This window comes from Pseudomonas viridiflava (genome assembly GCF_900602065.1).
Taxonomy (GTDB): Bacteria; Pseudomonadota; Gammaproteobacteria; order Pseudomonadales; family Pseudomonadaceae; genus Aquipseudomonas.
Genome location: NZ_UWFN01000091.1, coordinates 105,899 through 122,625 on the forward strand (window position 1 = coordinate 105,899; position 16,727 = coordinate 122,625).

The window sequence follows — 16,727 nt, forward strand, 5'->3', positions numbered from 1 at the left end:
ACACGAATGACCCTGAAGACCATCGAAGGTACCTTCGTCGCTCCCCAAGGCCGCTACGCTCTGGTAGTTGGCCGTTTCAACAGCTTCGTCGTGGAAAGTCTGGTGAGCGGCGCTGTTGATGCTTTGGTACGCCACGGCGTCAAGGAAAGCGACATCACCATCATCCGCGCTCCGGGTGCCTTCGAAATCCCGCTGGTTGTGCAGAAAGTTGCCCAGCGCAGCGAGTTCGCCGCCATCGTCGCTCTCGGCGCAGTGATTCGTGGCGGTACTCCGCACTTTGAATACGTCGCTGGCGAATGCGTCAAAGGCCTGTCCCAGGTTTCCATGGAGTTCGGCGTGCCGGTTGCTTTCGGCGTGCTGACTGTCGATACCATCGAGCAAGCCATCGAGCGCTCCGGCACCAAAGCCGGTAACAAAGGCGCAGAAGCTGCGTTGTCTGCCCTTGAAATGGTAAGCCTGCTGGCGCAGTTGGAGGCCAAGTGATTTCCGACGATAGCGATCAGTTCAACCCGCGCGATCCAAAACCTGCGGACGCGGGCAAGCCATCCAAGAGCGTCAAGCGTCGGGAAGCCCGTCAGCTTGCGACTCAGGCGCTTTACCAGTGGCACATGGCGGGTCATTCGCTGAATGAAATCGAGGCGCAGTTCCGCGTCGATAACGATTTCAAAGACGTCGACGGCCCTTATTTCAGCGAGCTGTTGCGCGGCGTGCCGACCAACATCGATGAAATCGACATCGCGCTGAAGCCTTGCCTGGACCTGACCATTGAAGAACTCGATCCGGTTGAGCTGGCCATTTTGCGCCTGTCTACCTATGAGTTGCTCAAGCGCGTCGACGTGCCATATCGCGTTGTGATCAACGAAGGCATTGAGCTGGCGAAAGTCTACGGCTCCACTGACGGCCACAAGTTCGTCAATGGCGTGCTGGACAAACTGGCCCCAAGCCTGCGTGAAGCTGAAGTGAAGGCGTACAAGCGCTAATTATTGCTTCGGCTGTGAGCTTCATCTGTGGGAGCGAATTTATTCGCGAATGTGGTCGTGCAGACGATAAATTTCTATCGGATGTACTGGCCTCTTCGCGAATGAATTCGCTCCCACAGATAGACACCCACACAGCTTCAAAACAATAAGAGATCCTGATGGGCGAGTTTGAGCTGATCCGCAATTACTTCGCTGCTGCGCCTTGTGCTCAAGCGGGCGAGGGTGTGGCGCTGGGGATTGGTGATGACTGCGCTTTGCTGACGCTGCCGCCCGGTGAGCAGTTGGCAATCTCGACCGATACGCTGGTCGTCGGTGTGCATTTCCCTGACGTCTGCGATCCCTTCCTCCTGGGCCAGCGTGCGCTTGGCGTTTCAGCCAGCGATCTGGCAGCCATGGGCGCAACCCCCGTTGCCTTCACCCTCGCGTTAACCCTCCCTGAAGTGTCTGCTGACTGGCTAAAGGCTTTCGCCGAAGGTTTGAACCTCATGGCACAGGGTTGCGGCTTGCAATTGGTGGGCGGTGATACAACGCGTGGGCCATTGAGCCTCACGGTGACGGTTTTTGGCCGGGTGCCGGCGGGGCAGGCATTGACTCGCAGCGGCGCACGGCCCGGCGACCTGCTGTGTGTAGGTGGACCGTTGGGCGATGCGGCGGGCGCATTGCCCCTTGTGTTGAACCAGCGCACCACTGAGGCGTCTACCGCAGACGCCTTGTTGGCGAGGTACTGGTCGCCGCAGCCGCAACTGGCTCTTGGGTTGGCGTTGCGTGGCAAGGCTACAGCCGCTCTGGATATCTCCGATGGCCTGTTGGCCGACTGCGGCCATATCGCACGTGCGTCACACGTCAGGTTGCTGGTTGAGCAGGACAAGCTGCCGATGTCTGAGCATTTGCTAGCCTTCACCGGGTTACAGGCTGCGCGAGAGGCTGCATTGAGTGGTGGCGACGATTATTTGCTGGCGTTCACGTTGCCATCAGAACACGTGCAGCCGTTGCTCGACGCAGGGTTGCCCATCCATGTAATCGGGCGGGTCGAGGCCGGCGAAGGCGTCGCGCTGATCGACACCAATGGTCATGACATTCCTGTCCTGGCACGCGGCTACCAACATTTTCGGGAGACACCGTGACAGATCATCCAAAGCAGGTCCCGGCAGAGTTCGTTCCACCGTCGGTATGGACCAACCCATGGCATTTCCTGGCGTTCGGCTTCGGTTCCGGCACGCTGCCAAAAGCACCGGGAACCTGGGGCTCCATGGTGGCTGTGCCGTTCATTCCGCTCTGGCAGATGCTCCCGGACTGGGGCTACTGGCTGATGCTCGGCATTACCATGTTGTTCGGCTTCTGGCTGTGCGGCAAAGTCGCTGACGATCTGGGCGTGCACGATCATGAAGGCATCGTCTGGGACGAAATGGTCGGCATGTGGATCACGCTGTGGCTCGTGCCCGAGGGGTGGGTCTGGTTGCTGGTGGGGTTTCTGGTATTCCGCTTTTTCGACATTCTCAAGCCCTGGCCAATCCACTGGATCGACCGGCATGTTCACGGTGGCGTAGGCATCATGCTCGATGATGTATTGGCGGGCGTCTTCGCTTGGGCCGCCATGCAAGGGCTGGTCTGGGCCTGGGCGTGGATTTGAGCTGAAAATATAACCCTGTAGGAGCGGCCCCGGTGTCCCTGATACCACGCTGTTGCGTAGCAAACACAGTACCTGTAGGAGTGAGCTTGCTCGCGATTCGGTCTGTCAGTCGATGAATATATCGCCTGTGCTGACGCTATCGCGAGCAAGGTGGAGCGCCACCCCGGTCACTCCTACAGTAGATTCTCATCAATCTAACTTCCCGATCTGTATGGTCGACAATTCGGCATAAGCGTCTACAGGGGCGTGCTGTTACAATGCGTGCCTTGCGAATTTCCAGTCCCATACTGATCAGGAGCACACGGTGCCCGTCGTATTTGTAGCCGCTTCCAAGCTGCCTACCCCTTTTGCCGAATTCACCATGCATGGCTTTCTTGAGCATGCGACCGGTCGTGAACACCTCGTGTTGAGCCTGGGCGACGTATCCGATGGCGCTCCGGTGCTGGGGCGCGTTCATTCCGAATGCCTGACCGGCGACGCGTTGTTCAGTCAGCGCTGCGATTGCGGTTCTCAACTCGAAGCAGCTTTGCGTGCCATCGCGTCTGAAGGTCGCGGTGTTTTGCTGTACTTGCGTCAGGAAGGTCGTGGCATTGGCCTGCTGAACAAGATCCGTGCGTATGAATTGCAGGACGGCGGCGCTGACACCGTTGAAGCCAATGAACGTCTGGGTTTTGCCGCTGACCAGCGCGACTACGCCATTTGCCTGCCAATGCTGCAGCACTTGGGTGTCGATGCGCTGCGCTTGATGACCAACAACCCGCGCAAGGTTAAAGCCTTGACCGAAATGGGCATCAACGTCGCTGAGCGCGTGCCGTTGCACACCGGTCATAACCCGCACAACAAACTGTACCTGGCCACCAAGGCCGGCAAGCTCGGCCACATGATGGGCAACGAGCATCAGGGCGAGGCTGATCGCGCTTGAACCGCAACAACACCAGACGCCGCTTCGCCCTCGCGTGGTGGTGGCAACTGGTGTTGACCCTGGCGCCGCTGTTTGTGATCAGTGGCGCGTTCGATAGCAAAAACGCCATTCTTCCTGTTTTGGCGATGCCATTCTTCGTGGCAGGCCTGCTGTCGATGTTTGTCAGCCTAAGGCCCTTCGGCCGCTATAAACATGCACTGATCGCCACTGGCGCTGCCCGTGACACCCCCGAAGAACCCGCCGCCTGGATCGCCCTCGCGGACGCCCGCCGTGTAGCGTTTCTTGCCGCTGGATTGCCCGCCTGGATTGCGGCGCTGGCTGTCTTTGTCGGGCTGGAAACGGTGCCATTGTTGCTGCTGGCGTTTTCCAGTGTGGTGCTTCTGTACCTCTACCGCATACCCCGGCAACTAGCGTGAAGTACTGCCCCCTGTAGGAGCTGCCGAAGGCTGCGAAAGCATTTTCATGGCAGACCGAATTCGCAGCCTGCGGCAGCTCCTACAGACGCTGTTTGTACTTGCGTGAAAAAAGGAAATTCCCATGAACGGACCGGACCCCAAAAACCCCCACCCGATGAACGGTTTCCCGCAGGTGTGCTTCATTAAAAACACCGTGAGCAATCCAAACATCATCGTGGGCGATTACACCTACTACGATGACCCCGAAGACTCGGGAAACTTCGAGCGCAACGTGCTTTATCATTTCCCGTTCATTGGCGACAAACTGATCATCGGTAAATTCTGCGCGTTGGCCAGAGGCACCAAATTCATCATGAACGGTGCCAACCACAAGATTAGCGGCATCTCTACTTATCCGTTTCAGATCTTTGGCAATGGCTGGGAGAAGGTCACGCCTGAATCTGGTGACTTGCCCTACAAAAGCGACACCGTTGTGGGTAACGATGTGTGGATGGGCTACGACGTGCTGGTCATGCCGGGTGTGAAGATCGGCGACGGGGCGATTATTTCTTCGCGCTCGGTCGTCGTCAGTGATGTCCCGGCGTACAGCGTTGTTGGCGGCAATCCAGCCAAAGTCCTGAAGCACCGCTTCCCTGCTGAAGTCAGCGAGCGACTTTTGGCCATTGCCTGGTGGGACTGGCCGATAGAGAAAATCACCCGGAATCTGCAAGTGATCGTTTCAGGTGATATCGAGGCGTTACAGGCAGCGGTTTAGTGCAGTATCAGTGGCGGGGAGAGCGGTTATCAACAACGCATACTCATCGAGTTGAAATGCAATCCACTGTAGGAGTGAGCTTGCTCGCGATGCGGTGTCCTGGTCGACGAATTTATCGTTTCCACGGACGCTATCGCGAGCAAGCTCACTCCTACAGGACTGTTGTAATCAGCCAATCAACGCCAGTCGCTCGTTGATCGCCGCTTCGATACCCGCCTCATCCAATCCACACTCAGCCAGCATTTGTGCAGGCTTGGCGTGTTCGACGTAGACATCCGGCAAGCCAAGGTGCAGCACGGACTTGAGGATGTTCTCCCGTGCCAGAAACTCGCTGACAGCGGCACCAGCACCGCCCATCACGGCGTTTTCTTCTAAGGTGACAAGCAGTTCGTGATTGGCTGCGGCTTCGCGAATCAGCTCTTCGTCGATGGGTTTGACGAAGCGCATGTCGATCACCGTCGCGTCGATTTTTTCCGCTACTTTCAGGGCTTCGGTCAACTGCACACCGAACACCAGAATGGCAACGCCCTGGCCGTTACGGCGGACGATACCTTTACCAATCTGGATAGGCGCCAGACTGCTGTCGATCACTGCATTGGGGCCGGTGCCGCGAGGATAACGCACGGCAGCCGGGCCGTTATGCAGGTAGCCGGTGCTGAGCATCAGGCGCAGTTCATTTTCGTCGCTAGGCGTCATGACCACGATGCCGGGTATGCAGCGCAGGTACGACAAATCGAAACTGCCTGCGTGAGTCGGACCGTCTTCGCCAACCAGGCCTGCACGGTCAATGGCGAACAGGACGTCGAGGTTCTGCACAGCTACGTCATGCACCAACTGGTCATAGCCGCGTTGCAGGAATGTGGAATAGATCGCCACCACCGGCTTGATGCCTTCGCAAGCCATGCCCGCTGCCAACGTAACGGCGTGCTGCTCGGCAATGGCTACGTCGAAGTAGCGCTCGGGGAAGCGTTCGCTGAACTCGACCAGATCCGAGCCTTCCTTCATCGCAGGGGTAATACCCACCAGACGCGAATCGGCCTCGGCCATATCACAGAGCCACTGACCGAATACGCCAGAATATTTTGGCCCGCTGGCCTTTTTCGGCGCCGCTGCCGGAGCATTCAAAGGCTCCAGCTTGGTAATGGCGTGGTAGCCGATCGGATCGACTTCGGCAGGCGCGAAGCCCTTACCTTTCTTGGTCACCACATGCAGGAACTGCGGACCTTTGAGATCACGCATGTTACGCAGCGTCGCGATCAGGGTGGGCAGGTCGTGGCCGTCGATTGGCCCAATGTAGTTCCAGCCCAGCTCTTCGAACAGGGTGCCAGGCACCAGCATGCCTTTCGCGTACTCCTCGGTACGGCGGGCAATTTCCCACGCGCCGGGCAGGCGCGACAGGACCTTTTTGCTGCCTTCACGCATGCTGCTGTAAGTACGGCTGGAAAGGATCTTGGCCAGATAATTCGACAGACCGCCGACGTTGCGTGAGATCGACATGTCGTTATCGTTGAGGATAACGAGCATGTTGGCGGCGACTTCAGGCGCATGGTTCAGCGCCTCGAAAGCCATACCCGCGGTCAGCGCGCCGTCACCGATCACGGCGATGGACTTGCGGTCGCTGCCTTGCAGGCGGGCGGCAATGGCCATGCCCAGTGCGGCGCTGATAGAGGTGCTGGAGTGACCGACGCCAAAAGTGTCGTACTCGCTCTCGCTGCGGCGCGGGAAGGCAGCAACCCCGTCCTTCTGGCGCAGGGTGTTCATGCGCTGGCGACGGCCGGTGAGGATCTTGTGCGGATACGCCTGATGGCCCACGTCCCAGACCAAACGGTCGTCCGGGGTATCGAAGACGTAATGCAGGGCGATGGTCAGCTCGATCACACCCAGCCCGGCACCGAAGTGCCCGCCGGTCTGGCCAACGGAATAGAGCAGCTCCAGGCGCAGTTCATCGGCCAGGGCTTCCAGCTCGGCTTCGCCCAGGCGACGCAAGCCGTCCGGCGTTTCAGCGCGGTCGAGCAGCGGCGTGGTTGGGCGCACGCGGGGAATCTCTTTAAACGTCGTGGGCATCAGGCGAATCGTTATAAGTAAAAGAGGCGGCAGTTTACCTGATGCATCGCATGCTGCCCATGAAGTGCAGCCGCTGATGCGCAGGCAAACCTGTCAAACACAAGTATCTGACCCGGCCGATCAAAGCCGGTTCTAGATATTTTCGGTTCCGGATTCGGGTTCAGTTACGCCGTTCGACGATGTAGCGGGCCAGTTCGCGCAACGGCTCAGCCGACGCGTCGAATGGTCGCAGGGCGTCGATGGCCTGATCTCGTAGTTGCAAGGCATATTGCCGGGCGGGCTCCAGCCCCAGCAACGCCGGGTAAGTCGGCTTGTCGCGAGCGATGTCTGCACCCTGGCGTTTGCCGAGAGTTTCGGTATCGCTCTCAACGTCGAGAATGTCGTCCTGCACCTGGAAAGCCAGACCGATGGCACGGGCATAGACTTGCAGCGCATCAAGCCGGGCCTGATCGGCATTGCCGCTGGATAGGGCACCGAGCTTTACGCTGGCTTCGATCAGCGCGCCGGTCTTGTGCCGGTGCATGAACTCCAGCGCCGCCTGATCCAGTTTCAAACCCACCGAACCCAGGTCTATTGCCTGACCACCGACCATACCGGCAGGGCCAGCAGCCAATGCCAGGGTATTCACCATTTGCAATCGTGTATCTGCGTCCTGCGAGGTCAGTCGTGGGTCGAGCAGGGCAGTAAAAGCCAGGCTCTGCAGACCGTCACCGGCAAGAATCGCGCAGGCCTCATCGAATGCCTTGTGGGTGGTTGGCTGCCCGCGACGCAGATCGTCGTCGTCCATGGCGGGCAAGTCGTCGTGAACCAGCGAGTAAGCGTGGATCAGTTCAACCGCGCAAGCTGCACCGTTGGCGTCTTCTGCATTGCCGCCCATCGATTCGCAAGCGGCGTAGGCCAGCAATGGGCGTACCCGTTTGCCGCCGTTCATCACGCTGTAGCGCATGGCAGCATACAGGCGAGTCAACTCTGGAGCGGGTGCTGCAAACAGACCTTCCAGCGCCGCGTTGACGCGGGTCTGACTCAGTGCCTGATAGGTCGCGATCATTCAGGTTGTTCCGCGTCGAATGGCTCTTCGGCCAGTTCACCGTCGCGCTCAAGCAGCACCTGAACCTTCTGTTCGGCCTGCGCCAGGGCACCCTGGCAATCGCGGGTCAGGCGAATACCCTGCTCGAAGGCGGTCAGCGAGTCTTCCAACGACAACTCGCCATTCTCCAGACGCTCTACCAGCGTTTGCAGATCAGCGAGGGATTGTTCGAAATCCAGTGCAGCTTTCTTGCGGGCCATGGGGGCTATTCCGGTAGAGGTTAAACCGGCGCGACACTAGCAGAGCGAGGGCTGAGGAGCAAATGGCAGGGGCAGGAAGCGACTCGATTCCTGCCGCAAAAACCTTTATTTAATAGCCATTTTGCTATCCAGCGATATTCGTCCTGCGCCGCGACCTATAACGATCAGTAGCAGGCCCGCCCAGGCAAGATGCGTCGCCCAGGCATCCGGGTAAACGAATACCTGAATCACCAAGGTCATGATCAGCAGAGCCAGCGCAGATAGACGGGTGAACAGCCCAATGATCAACAGCAACGGGAATAAATGCTCTGCGTAGGTGGCTATATGAGCGGCCAGAATCGGTGAAATCAACGGCAGGTCGTATTCCATGCGAAACAGCTCATAGGTATTCGGATTAATAGAGATAAGGCCCTCAACCTTGGTGCGTCCAGACATCAGAAATATGGCGGCAATCGAGACTCGGGCAATCAGCGACAGCAGGCTGTCGCTTATCTGTCGCTGCAAGCGTTCGGTCAGATCATTCCAATAAGCGCGCATATGCTGCGAGGGGGTGACCGGTTTGGTTTTTGGCATGTCCATAAATGTTTCCAGAATTATTATTGGTTGGATTCAGCTGCCGCGAAGGTATTGGCAGCTATCAGGTGAACAAGCAGGGTGTTCAGATCGAGGTCAGGTTCTTTATCTAGTGCGAGTTCAGCGGCGCGCTCTAAGGAGAGCTCCATGGCGCAACCGTCAAGAAAGGCGCAGCCGCCGACACTGAGTGGGTGCCATATGACCTGGCCGGCATTTCTGGTCAAAAGTGCGCCCTCACCTTGCCAGTTCAGGTTTGTTGGTACTTCCAGCTGAGCCCGGTTTAGATGCCAGAGCGTGTAAGCGGGATGACTCGCAAACCATATCCAGCGCGCGGCCTGTTTTGGCTTGAGGCGCGTACTCAATAGCGTTTGCTCATCCGGGGTTGCGAAAGTCTGGATATCAAAGCCTGGCTCTTCGGTCGCGCTATGCACCGCAATCCACAGCAGATCCAGCCTAGCGACATCGCTCAGGTAAGGCAGTGTGTTGGCCTGTTCGAAGGTATCGAGAAAGTCCGGAAATTCCGCACCGTAAAAAAGTAGTCGAGGGTCTGAAGGCGGTGATTGCTTCGCGTACCGAATGGCTGCCGCTTGAAACCACTGATGGCCTACCAGCCGTTCAATGGTCGGGAAATTGGCCATTAACGCATCAACAGCTGCCTTTACGACCGTATTGCGGTAAACCTCAAAGCCGGTTTGCTGGCTGATGTTGAGCAACGTCCCTTGCCCGTCTCCATACAGTTGGCTGATGAACTCGTCCTGAAATTCGCTCAATGAAAGGTTCATGGGCTAAGTTCCGGTTCGTTGTGCAGTATCGATTGGGCGATATTGCGCTCAGCGAGCAGGCAGTCGAATGCAGGTAACTGGTCATCGCGTTCGATCAGCGTCGGTCGAGGCCCAGCGTGGGTTATCAGATGACGGTAAAGCGACCAGACACTTTTTGAAACCGGTGAGTCATGGCTATCGATCAGTAGCGATGAGGCCCCTGCATCCAGAGCATGACCGGCCAGATGTATCTCTGTTATGGCTTGGACAGGGAACTGATCAATGTAGTGTTTGGCATCGAAGCCCAGATTATGGGCACTGATATGAACGTTATTGACGTCCAGCAGTAAGCCGCAGCCGGTTCGGCCGGCAAGCTCTTTCAGAAAGTCGACCTCACTCCAGTCATGACCTTCAAGCTTCAAGTAGTGGGTGGGGTTTTCAACCGAGATCTTGCGCCCGAGCGTATCCTGCGCTCGTTGAATATTGTCGATGATGCGGATGAGCGCAGCGTTACTGCGAGGGAAGGGAAGCAGGTCGGGGTAGTACCGACCTCGCCATGTTGACCAGGCAAGATGCTCCGAAATGAGCACAGGCTGCAGACGATCAGCAAGAGCCTTCAGGCGTCGCAGGTGTTCCACATCCGGTGGGCAGTCGGCCGCCAGCGACAAGGAAACACCATGCAGCGATAGCGAGTGCTGATCACCAATAGCCTCCAGCCAATCAATACGCGGACCGCCGCCGATCATGTAGTTTTCCGGATGGACTTCGAACCAGAGCCCATGACTCCTGCTTTCGAGCGCCTCTGCAAAATGCTCCGCTTTAAGGCCGAGTCCGGCGCCCATCACTGGATTTTTGTTCATGACCGGCAGTTCTCCGTAATGACGCCTTTACATTGCTTTAAGGGTGCCCATGCCCTTCGGGGTGGTGATCGATGTACATGTCCCTGCCGGAACTTATTTCCACGCATCAGCCTGATAGTCGGTTTTGGACGAGCCTGCGCAAGAGGTGCCTGCGCCTGCCTTGCAATCATTTTTGCCTGCCAGCGAAATGCCGTAGCAACGTTCTTTGGCTCCCTCTTTTGCGGCCGGGGTTTCTGCCGCCATGGCGGTGGCAGCAAAAGACGAAAGGGCGATGGCGAGAGCGGCGGTTTTTATGTTGTTCATATTGTTTTCTCCGAGAATGATTGTTGGGGCACTCACCAACGCCGAAGAGCGCTGAAATGCGGGCCAACAGGTAATTCGCCCGTTTCCGGAATCGGGTTACAGCTACGCATAAATATTTTTGGAAATTCTTTGCCGGATGCTGGTGCTGGATGGATTCGGCAGACTCGCTGCGTTGCATGAACTATCCATACTCAGCGCGTGATCGGGAGCGCCAGGGACGTCGGGCTCCCCACGTGGCTGGGAAATATTTTTGTATACCTGTAACCAAGGTGTGGAATGGACCGAAATACACACAGCGAGTTATTGCGCCGCAGAGAGAAGGATCTACAGGCGCTGTTTCTTCGCGGACTGGAGGGCGACGAGTCGGCTTATCGTAATTTCCTCGCTGGGCTCAGTACGCATTTACGCGGTTTTTTGCGCGGGAAACTTAAAGGTCAACCTGAGGACATCGAGGATCTTTTGCAGGAAGTTCTATTGGCGGTGCACAACAGCCGACAAACCTATCGCTCGGAGCAGCCATTGACCGCGTGGGTTTTTGCGATTGCCCGTTATAAGCTCAGCGATCGGTTCCGCGCCCGATCACGCAGAGAAGTGTTCCACGATTCGCTGGAGGACGCGGGCGAGCTTTTGGCTGAGCCGCATCTGGAGCCTGCTCAGGCAAGTCGCGATCTTGAAAAGCTTTTGAATGAACTCCCGGATCGCCAGCGTTTGCCAATACAGCTTGTAAAGCTCGAAGGCCTTTCAGTTATCCAGACCGCTCAGATAACGGGCTTGTCAGAGTCAGCAGTAAAAATTGGTGTGCATAGGGGGCTAAAAAAGTTGGCGGCATTGATCAGAGGTAAGCGATGAAAACGGATGAGCTGATTTCCATGCTGGCCAGCGGGGTGCAGCCTGTCGATCGTCGATTGCCTGCAAAGCGATTTGCGTTAGTGGTGCTGCTTGGCCTTTTTACGGCGCTGCTGTGTGTCGTGCTGTTCTTCGGTGTCAGGGCTGATATCGCTCAGGCCGTCTTAACCCTGACGTTCTGGGCGAAAGCATTTACGCCGCTGTGCGTAATGCTGGGGGCCATGCTCATGCTCAACCGGCTGGCTCGGCCGGGTATGAGCAGTGGCGCTGGCGGTGCGTGGATTATTGTCATGCTGGTTGTCGTGTGGACAGCAGCCTTTGGCGTGATGGCCAACGCGGAGCCTGGTCACCGCTCCATGCTTGTTTTCGGGATTAGCTGGCGCACCTGTGCGATTGGCATCGCCTCGCTTTCGATTCCCGGGTTCATCGTTGCATTTTGGGCATTGCGCAGTTTTGCCCCGACCCGCTTGAGGATGGCAGGCGCCTGTTGCGGTTTGCTGGCCGGCGCTTTGGGATGTCTGGCTTACTGCCTGCACTGTCCTGAAGTGGAAATACCTTTCTGGGCGGTTTGGTATGTCCTTGGAATGTCGCTGCCCACCGTTCTGGGCGCTTTTGTCGGCCCCTTTTTGTTGCGTTGGTAACCTGCATGTGCTGACCGATGCTTTGCGCGACGGCGAGTACCTGTTGCAAGTCAGCGCTGCCATCCTCATCGGACGGCGTGCCGATTGCGATGAACAGCAGATCGGCAAAATTCACCGCTTGCGCCGCATCGGTTGAGAACAACAGACGTTGTGCATGGACATTGCTGCGAATGAGCATGTCCAGACCAGGTTCATGGATGGGCGTTTCGCCTGCATCCAGTTGCTCTATACGGGCGCGGATCAACATCCATGCACATGACGTCATGACCGACATCGGCAAGGCAGGCACTGGCCACCAGGCCGACATAGCCTGATCCGAAAACGCTGATCTTCATGAGTGATAACCCTTGGAACGTATTTTCGGAGATCGGGGCAGGCATCTGCAGCGGTTCTCGCCAAGCGACGCCATTTCACTGACGAGCTGAGGATATTTACTGAGTGTTACAGCTAGTGAAACGCCGAAATCGAGCCTGTTTATTGGTTATTTCAAGGCAGGTGAGGGCTCTGGATCGACGGTTTATACGAGGCGTGAAACCAGAGCTGCACCTCAAAAAAAATCAACAAACAGTCAAGTTATCGGGTTGGCGGGCCGATACGCCCTGTGCACAGGCTGCTCTCAATAAAAATAACCACAGCGTGCAATGGGGGAACACAGGCATATCACGGAGATTTTATGAATAGCAGCTTGGCCAATATCAGCGTCACCATGAAGTTAGCCCTGGGGTTCGGGGTTGTGCTTTTATTCACGGCGCTGCTGTCGCTCCTGGGATGGACTAGCCTGGATAAGCTGATCTTCCGGACCGAGAAAATTGGCGATATCAGTGAGCTCACTGATCGCCTGACCGTATTACGTGTCGCGCGTTTGCAATACATGATCGCAAACGGTGATGACGCTGCCGCACAAAAAGTGCAGACCTCCCTGGATGACTTCAAGAAGCAACAGCAGTTTCTGCTGTCGACCTTAACCAATCCCCTCAACACCAAAGCGCTCACGCAACTTGCCGACATCATCAAAAACTATGAGATGTCGCTGAGCCAGATGCGCAGTGGTTATCAGACCAGCACCAAAGTCCGGGCCGATATGGGCGTACAGGCGACCCAAGGCGCCCGGTTGATTGCCACTATCAATGACGACGTGCTTAAGCTGGACCCGACCAGCCCAGAGCGCTCAGACCAGTTGCAGTTGCTGGCCGACGCCAAAATGGACTTTCAGCTGGTCCGTTATGAGGTGCGCGGTTATACCGGCAACTCCAACGAAAAAACTGAGCAGGCGGCGTTCAGTCAGCTGGAAACAGCCATTAAAAACGTGGATAAGCTCAAGGCCGCTTTCAACGCTACCCGCAGCAGCGAAGTCGCTCAACTGGAGGCGTCCCTGCGTACTTACCTGACGTTGGTTCAGGCTTATAAAACCGCGAACGACTCTATCGTGACGGCGCGCAAGGACATGACCGCCCAAGGTTACGAAATCGTCAATCTGGGTGAGGAACTCTCCAAAATCCAGCTGCAACTCGCCGCTGAAGACACCACCACGGCCCGCAGCCTGCAGATCGGCGGCACTGTTTTGGCCCTTCTGTTAGGTATTTTTGCTGCCTTTATCATCACCCGGCAGATCACCCGTCCGCTGCAGCAAACTCTTGACGTCGTTGATCGCATCGCCTCTGGCGATTTGACTCACACCATTACTGTTACCCGTCGCGACGAACTGGGCGTACTGCAACAAGGTATCCAGCGCATGGGCGCCACGTTGCGTGATCTGATCAGCGGGATTCGCGATGGCGTGACGCAGATCGCCAGTGCTGCCGAGGAGTTGTCTGCCGTTACCGAGCAAACCAGCGCCGGGGTTAATAATCAAAAAATCGAGACCGACCAGGTCGCGACGGCCATGCAGGAAATGTCCGCAACCGTGCACGAAGTCGCTCGCAACGCAGAGCAGGCTTCGGTTGCCGCTGCCAACGCTGACGCGCAGGCCCGGGACGGTGACAAGGTAGTGGGTGAGGCGATTACGCAGATCGAAAAACTGGCGGGTGAAGTGCTGCGCTCAAGCGACGCCATGACGCTGCTGGAGCAGGAAAGTGACAAGATCGGCAAAGTCATGGACGTGATCAAAGCCGTGGCTGAGCAGACCAACCTGCTGGCCCTTAACGCTGCCATCGAAGCCGCCCGGGCCGGTGAAGCCGGGCGTGGTTTCGCAGTAGTTGCCGACGAAGTACGGGGTCTTGCCCAGCGTACCCAGCAATCCACCGAGGAGATCGAAAGCCTGATTGCCGGCCTGCAAAACGGTACCCGTCAGGTCTCGCAAATCATGCTGGGTAGCCGCTCGCTGACCGATAGCAGCGTTGCGCTGACTCGCAAGGCGGGCACCTCGCTGGAAAGCATCACCCAGACGGTTTCCAGCATCCAGGCGATGAACCAGCAAATCGCCGCAGCGGCTGAGCAACAAAGCTCGGTTGCCGATGAAATCAGCCGCAGCATCGTCAATGTTCGCGACGTGTGCGAGCAGACTGCAGAGGCCAGTGAAGAGACCGCTGCGTCGAGTGTCGAGCTTGCCCGATTGGGCGGGCAGTTGCAGACGATGGTCGGGCACTTCAAGGTTTAACGATTACGCGGTAATCGTCAGCCCGACGATTACCGCGCCCGTCAGCAACGCCGCCAACCCAAGGCCGAACCACACTCGCCAGACGCTGGCAGCGCTGAATACCCAGATGACGACAGCGGTGTACAACACAAAACTCAGCAGCGTCGTGATCTGCACGACGCTCGCGGGATCGATGTCCGAGAGGCGCGGTAGCAACAGCGCAAGCATCGCCATCACCAATGCAGACAAAACATAACCGCCCACCGTGGCGGCCAGCACCCGGCTGAAAATCATCCATCGGTAGAGGTGTGTGTTGGTGGCTTTTTTCATTGCACATCACCTGTAGATGCCACAAATAATTTGCGAATTGGAATGCGCATTTTATGTGGGAGCTGAGCTTGCTCGCGATAAGGCTGGACACGGTTCACTTTAGAATCGCAGTGCCCTTATCGCGAGCAAGCTCAGCTCCCACAATAAACGGCGTTTCAAATCGAGCTGCGGGTTGTCTGGTTAGCCATTCGATGCTTCAACAAAGCAATCACCAGCGTGACGCCAACCCCCAGCGCTACGGCCTCGACGCTCCCGCGTTGCCAATCTCCGGTACTGAGGTAGCCGCCAATATGCTGGCCGGTTGTATAAAAATTGAGCAGTGGCAGGCACAGGCACAGTACAGCGGCGGTAGCAAACTGCTCAGTCCAGGCTCGGGCTGTGGGCCTGATTAATGCGTGAATCAACGTCGCCAGCCAGATCAGCAGGAAACTGCGAATCTCCCACGTGGCGCGTTCTGGCACGTCCAACGGTATGAATCGGTTGGCGTAGAAATAACCGATGCAAGCCACGCCAATGCCTGCAATGCTCGTCACGTTAAATGCCTCAATACAGCGATAGATTCTGGCCGTCGCGGCACCAAATTCTTTTTGGCTCTTGTTACGGCGCTTGATGGTGAACAGCAGCGTGCCGGTAGCCATCATCGCCATGCCCAGCAAACCGCTACCGAAATACAGCCATTTAATGCCCCATCCGCCGAATTCGGCGAAGTGCAGCGAGCGCAATACTCCATAGATCCGGTCACCGGGCGACACCGTTTCTGACAGCGGTTTCTGGACGTGTAATGTCTCGCCTGTCACACCGTTGAACAGCACACTGGCTTGTGGGGTAAACAGTGTTTGCGAAGGATGTGCTGTATCGGGGCGGCCCATAATCCGGATGGTCGCGTTAGGCCGTTCCGGGTTCTGTACCAGCAACATGCGTGCGTTCTGGCCGGTCAGCGCTTGTGCCTGTCGCAACAAAGAAGGCCAGTCATTCGGGGTTATCGACGTGTGACTGCCCGGACTGGCCAATGTCGCTGGCCCCGACAATTGCGATTGAAACTGACTGTAGGCATTCGGGCTCGCACCATAGGCCGCCTGCAGTGGCCAAGGCATGTAGCTGGTATAGAAAATCGCCAGCCCGGTGTAGGCGATCATCAGCAGAAAGGGCAGGGTCATGACCGCCGTGGCGTTGTGCGCGTCCAGCCAGGAGCGCAAACCTTTTTTGGGCCGAAAGGTGAAGAAGTCTTGAAAGATTCGGCGGTGGATTATCACGCCAGAGACCAGCGCCACCAGCATGCCCACGGTCAGCCAGCCCACCAGCCAGAAACCCAATACCGGTAAGTGCAGCATGTAATGAAACGACATGAAGTGCCGGCCGCCTTCGGTTTTTCGCACTCCGCCGCCGGGCAGTACGTCCCCCGTCTCGGCGGACAGCGAAACCTGCTGGAGAGTGGAGCCTGCACGCCAGGCCAGTTGCAGGGCCTGCCCGGGGTGCTGGGGGAACTCGACCCGCCAGAATCGGGCGCCTGTAGCGTGCTCAAGCAGGTAACGTTCGGCGGAGCGTGCCATCGCTGTATCGTCGCTGGCGGCGGCACTTTGATCGACTGCAACCAGTGGCTCAGCTTCCATCCAGCGCGTGATGGGTTCCCGGAAAACGCTCAACGTACCGGTCAGAAAAATCGCGCACAGCAGCCAGCCGCAGGCCAGCCCACACCAGGTGTGCAGCCATGACATGGACTGGCGAAATTTACCTTTCACGATCTGGCTCGCTGATTTGAAGCAAATTCGGTAGGAGTGAGCTTGC

18 protein-coding genes and 3 pseudogenes are annotated in these 16,727 nt (G+C 57.3%); 11 read left to right on the top strand and 10 right to left on the bottom strand.

The genetic code is table 11. The annotated features are described in order from the left end of the window. Positions 1-6: 6 nt before the first annotated feature. The 7 genes from ribH (at position 7) to EE949_RS02010 (ending at position 4,702) form a co-directional block, all read left to right on the top strand. Complete coding sequence (ribH, locus tag EE949_RS01980) at positions 7-483, top strand: 6,7-dimethyl-8-ribityllumazine synthase (protein ID WP_027901702.1); 477 nt, start codon at positions 7-9, stop codon at positions 481-483. Beyond that, positions 480-980, top strand: coding sequence for a transcription antitermination factor NusB (nusB, locus tag EE949_RS01985; RefSeq protein ID WP_122662382.1), 501 nt, complete (start codon positions 480-482; stop codon positions 978-980). The genes ribH and nusB overlap by 4 nt, the downstream gene beginning before the upstream one ends. Before the next feature lie 158 nt (positions 981-1,138). Then, complete coding sequence (thiL, locus tag EE949_RS01990; RefSeq protein ID WP_122662384.1) at positions 1,139-2,104, top strand: thiamine-phosphate kinase; 966 nt, start codon at positions 1,139-1,141, stop codon at positions 2,102-2,104. Beyond that, positions 2,101-2,610 (top strand): phosphatidylglycerophosphatase A family protein, encoded by a 510-nt coding sequence (locus tag EE949_RS01995; RefSeq protein WP_122662386.1) that lies wholly within the window; start codon positions 2,101-2,103, stop codon positions 2,608-2,610. Before thiL ends, EE949_RS01995 begins: the two co-directional genes overlap by 4 nt. A 304-nt stretch (positions 2,611-2,914) precedes the next feature. Beyond that, positions 2,915-3,532: a GTP cyclohydrolase II gene (gene ribA, locus EE949_RS02000; protein ID WP_122662388.1), complete on the top strand. Its 618-nt coding sequence runs from the start codon at positions 2,915-2,917 to the stop codon at positions 3,530-3,532. Continuing rightward, the gene (locus EE949_RS02005; protein ID WP_122662391.1) at positions 3,529-3,948 is read left to right on the top strand and encodes an MFS transporter; all 420 of its coding nucleotides are present in this window, start codon (positions 3,529-3,531) and stop codon (positions 3,946-3,948) included. Before ribA ends, EE949_RS02005 begins: the two co-directional genes overlap by 4 nt. Positions 3,949-4,069: 121 nt before the next feature. Further along, complete coding sequence (locus tag EE949_RS02010; protein ID WP_122662393.1) at positions 4,070-4,702, top strand: Vat family streptogramin A O-acetyltransferase; 633 nt, start codon at positions 4,070-4,072, stop codon at positions 4,700-4,702. 168 nt (positions 4,703-4,870) lie between these two features. Here EE949_RS02010 and dxs read toward each other — a convergent pair whose 3' ends face one another. The 7 genes and pseudogenes from dxs to EE949_RS02045 form a co-directional block, all read right to left on the bottom strand. Continuing rightward, entirely contained in the window at positions 4,871-6,766 is a 1,896-nt protein-coding gene (dxs, locus tag EE949_RS02015; protein WP_122662395.1) for a 1-deoxy-D-xylulose-5-phosphate synthase, read from the bottom strand. A gap of 160 nt (positions 6,767-6,926) precedes the next feature. Then, a complete protein-coding gene (locus EE949_RS02020; RefSeq protein ID WP_122662397.1) occupies positions 6,927-7,814 on the bottom strand; it encodes a polyprenyl synthetase family protein in 888 nt (295 codons plus the stop codon). Then, positions 7,811-8,053 carry an exodeoxyribonuclease VII small subunit gene (locus EE949_RS02025; protein WP_020289635.1) on the bottom strand — a complete coding sequence of 81 codons (243 nt, stop codon included), beginning with the start codon at positions 8,051-8,053 and terminating at the stop codon, positions 7,811-7,813. Before EE949_RS02025 ends, EE949_RS02020 begins: the two co-directional genes overlap by 4 nt. A 105-nt stretch (positions 8,054-8,158) precedes the next feature. After that, the gene (locus tag EE949_RS02030) at positions 8,159-8,632 is read right to left on the bottom strand and encodes a DoxX family protein (RefSeq protein WP_430735922.1); all 474 of its coding nucleotides are present in this window, start codon (positions 8,630-8,632) and stop codon (positions 8,159-8,161) included. A 17-nt stretch (positions 8,633-8,649) separates the two neighbouring features. After that, positions 8,650-9,396 (bottom strand): HvfC/BufC N-terminal domain-containing protein, encoded by a 747-nt coding sequence (locus EE949_RS02035; RefSeq protein WP_240350518.1) that lies wholly within the window; start codon positions 9,394-9,396, stop codon positions 8,650-8,652. Positions 9,397-9,404: 8 nt separating this feature from the next. Next, a complete protein-coding gene (gene bufB, locus EE949_RS02040; RefSeq protein ID WP_205504869.1) occupies positions 9,405-10,247 on the bottom strand; it encodes an MNIO family bufferin maturase in 843 nt (280 codons plus the stop codon). 96 nt (positions 10,248-10,343) lie between these two features. Further along, positions 10,344-10,550: pseudogene (locus EE949_RS02045) on the bottom strand (BufA1 family periplasmic bufferin-type metallophore); the annotation flags it as partial. 276 nt (positions 10,551-10,826) lie between these two features. Between EE949_RS02045 and EE949_RS02050 the strand changes: the two are divergent. Then, a complete protein-coding gene (locus EE949_RS02050) occupies positions 10,827-11,399 on the top strand; it encodes a sigma-70 family RNA polymerase sigma factor (RefSeq protein ID WP_122662403.1) in 573 nt (190 codons plus the stop codon). Then, positions 11,396-12,037: a DUF1109 domain-containing protein gene (locus tag EE949_RS02055; RefSeq protein ID WP_122662405.1), complete on the top strand. Its 642-nt coding sequence runs from the start codon at positions 11,396-11,398 to the stop codon at positions 12,035-12,037. The genes EE949_RS02050 and EE949_RS02055 overlap by 4 nt, the downstream gene beginning before the upstream one ends. A gap of 1 nt (position 12,038) precedes the next feature. Here EE949_RS02055 and EE949_RS02060 read toward each other — a convergent pair. Continuing rightward, positions 12,039-12,372 (bottom strand): annotated as a pseudogene (locus EE949_RS02060) (UDP-glucose 6-dehydrogenase); the annotation flags it as partial. A gap of 371 nt (positions 12,373-12,743) precedes the next feature. Between EE949_RS02060 and EE949_RS30085 the strand changes: the two are divergent. Both EE949_RS30085 and EE949_RS30090 read left to right on the top strand, forming a co-directional pair. Beyond that, positions 12,744-13,778, top strand: a pseudogene (locus tag EE949_RS30085) (methyl-accepting chemotaxis protein); the annotation flags it as partial. Between the two features lie 141 nt (positions 13,779-13,919). Further along, a complete protein-coding gene (locus EE949_RS30090) occupies positions 13,920-14,633 on the top strand; it encodes a methyl-accepting chemotaxis protein (RefSeq protein WP_431194209.1) in 714 nt (237 codons plus the stop codon). Between the two features lie 3 nt (positions 14,634-14,636). Here EE949_RS30090 and EE949_RS02070 read toward each other — a convergent pair whose 3' ends face one another. Both EE949_RS02070 and EE949_RS02075 read right to left on the bottom strand, forming a co-directional pair. Next, a complete protein-coding gene (locus EE949_RS02070; RefSeq protein ID WP_122662409.1) occupies positions 14,637-14,942 on the bottom strand; it encodes a DUF3649 domain-containing protein in 306 nt (101 codons plus the stop codon). A gap of 155 nt (positions 14,943-15,097) precedes the next feature. After that, positions 15,098-16,681: a PepSY-associated TM helix domain-containing protein gene (locus EE949_RS02075; protein WP_205504868.1), complete on the bottom strand. Its 1,584-nt coding sequence runs from the start codon at positions 16,679-16,681 to the stop codon at positions 15,098-15,100. Positions 16,682-16,727 lie beyond the last annotated feature (46 nt).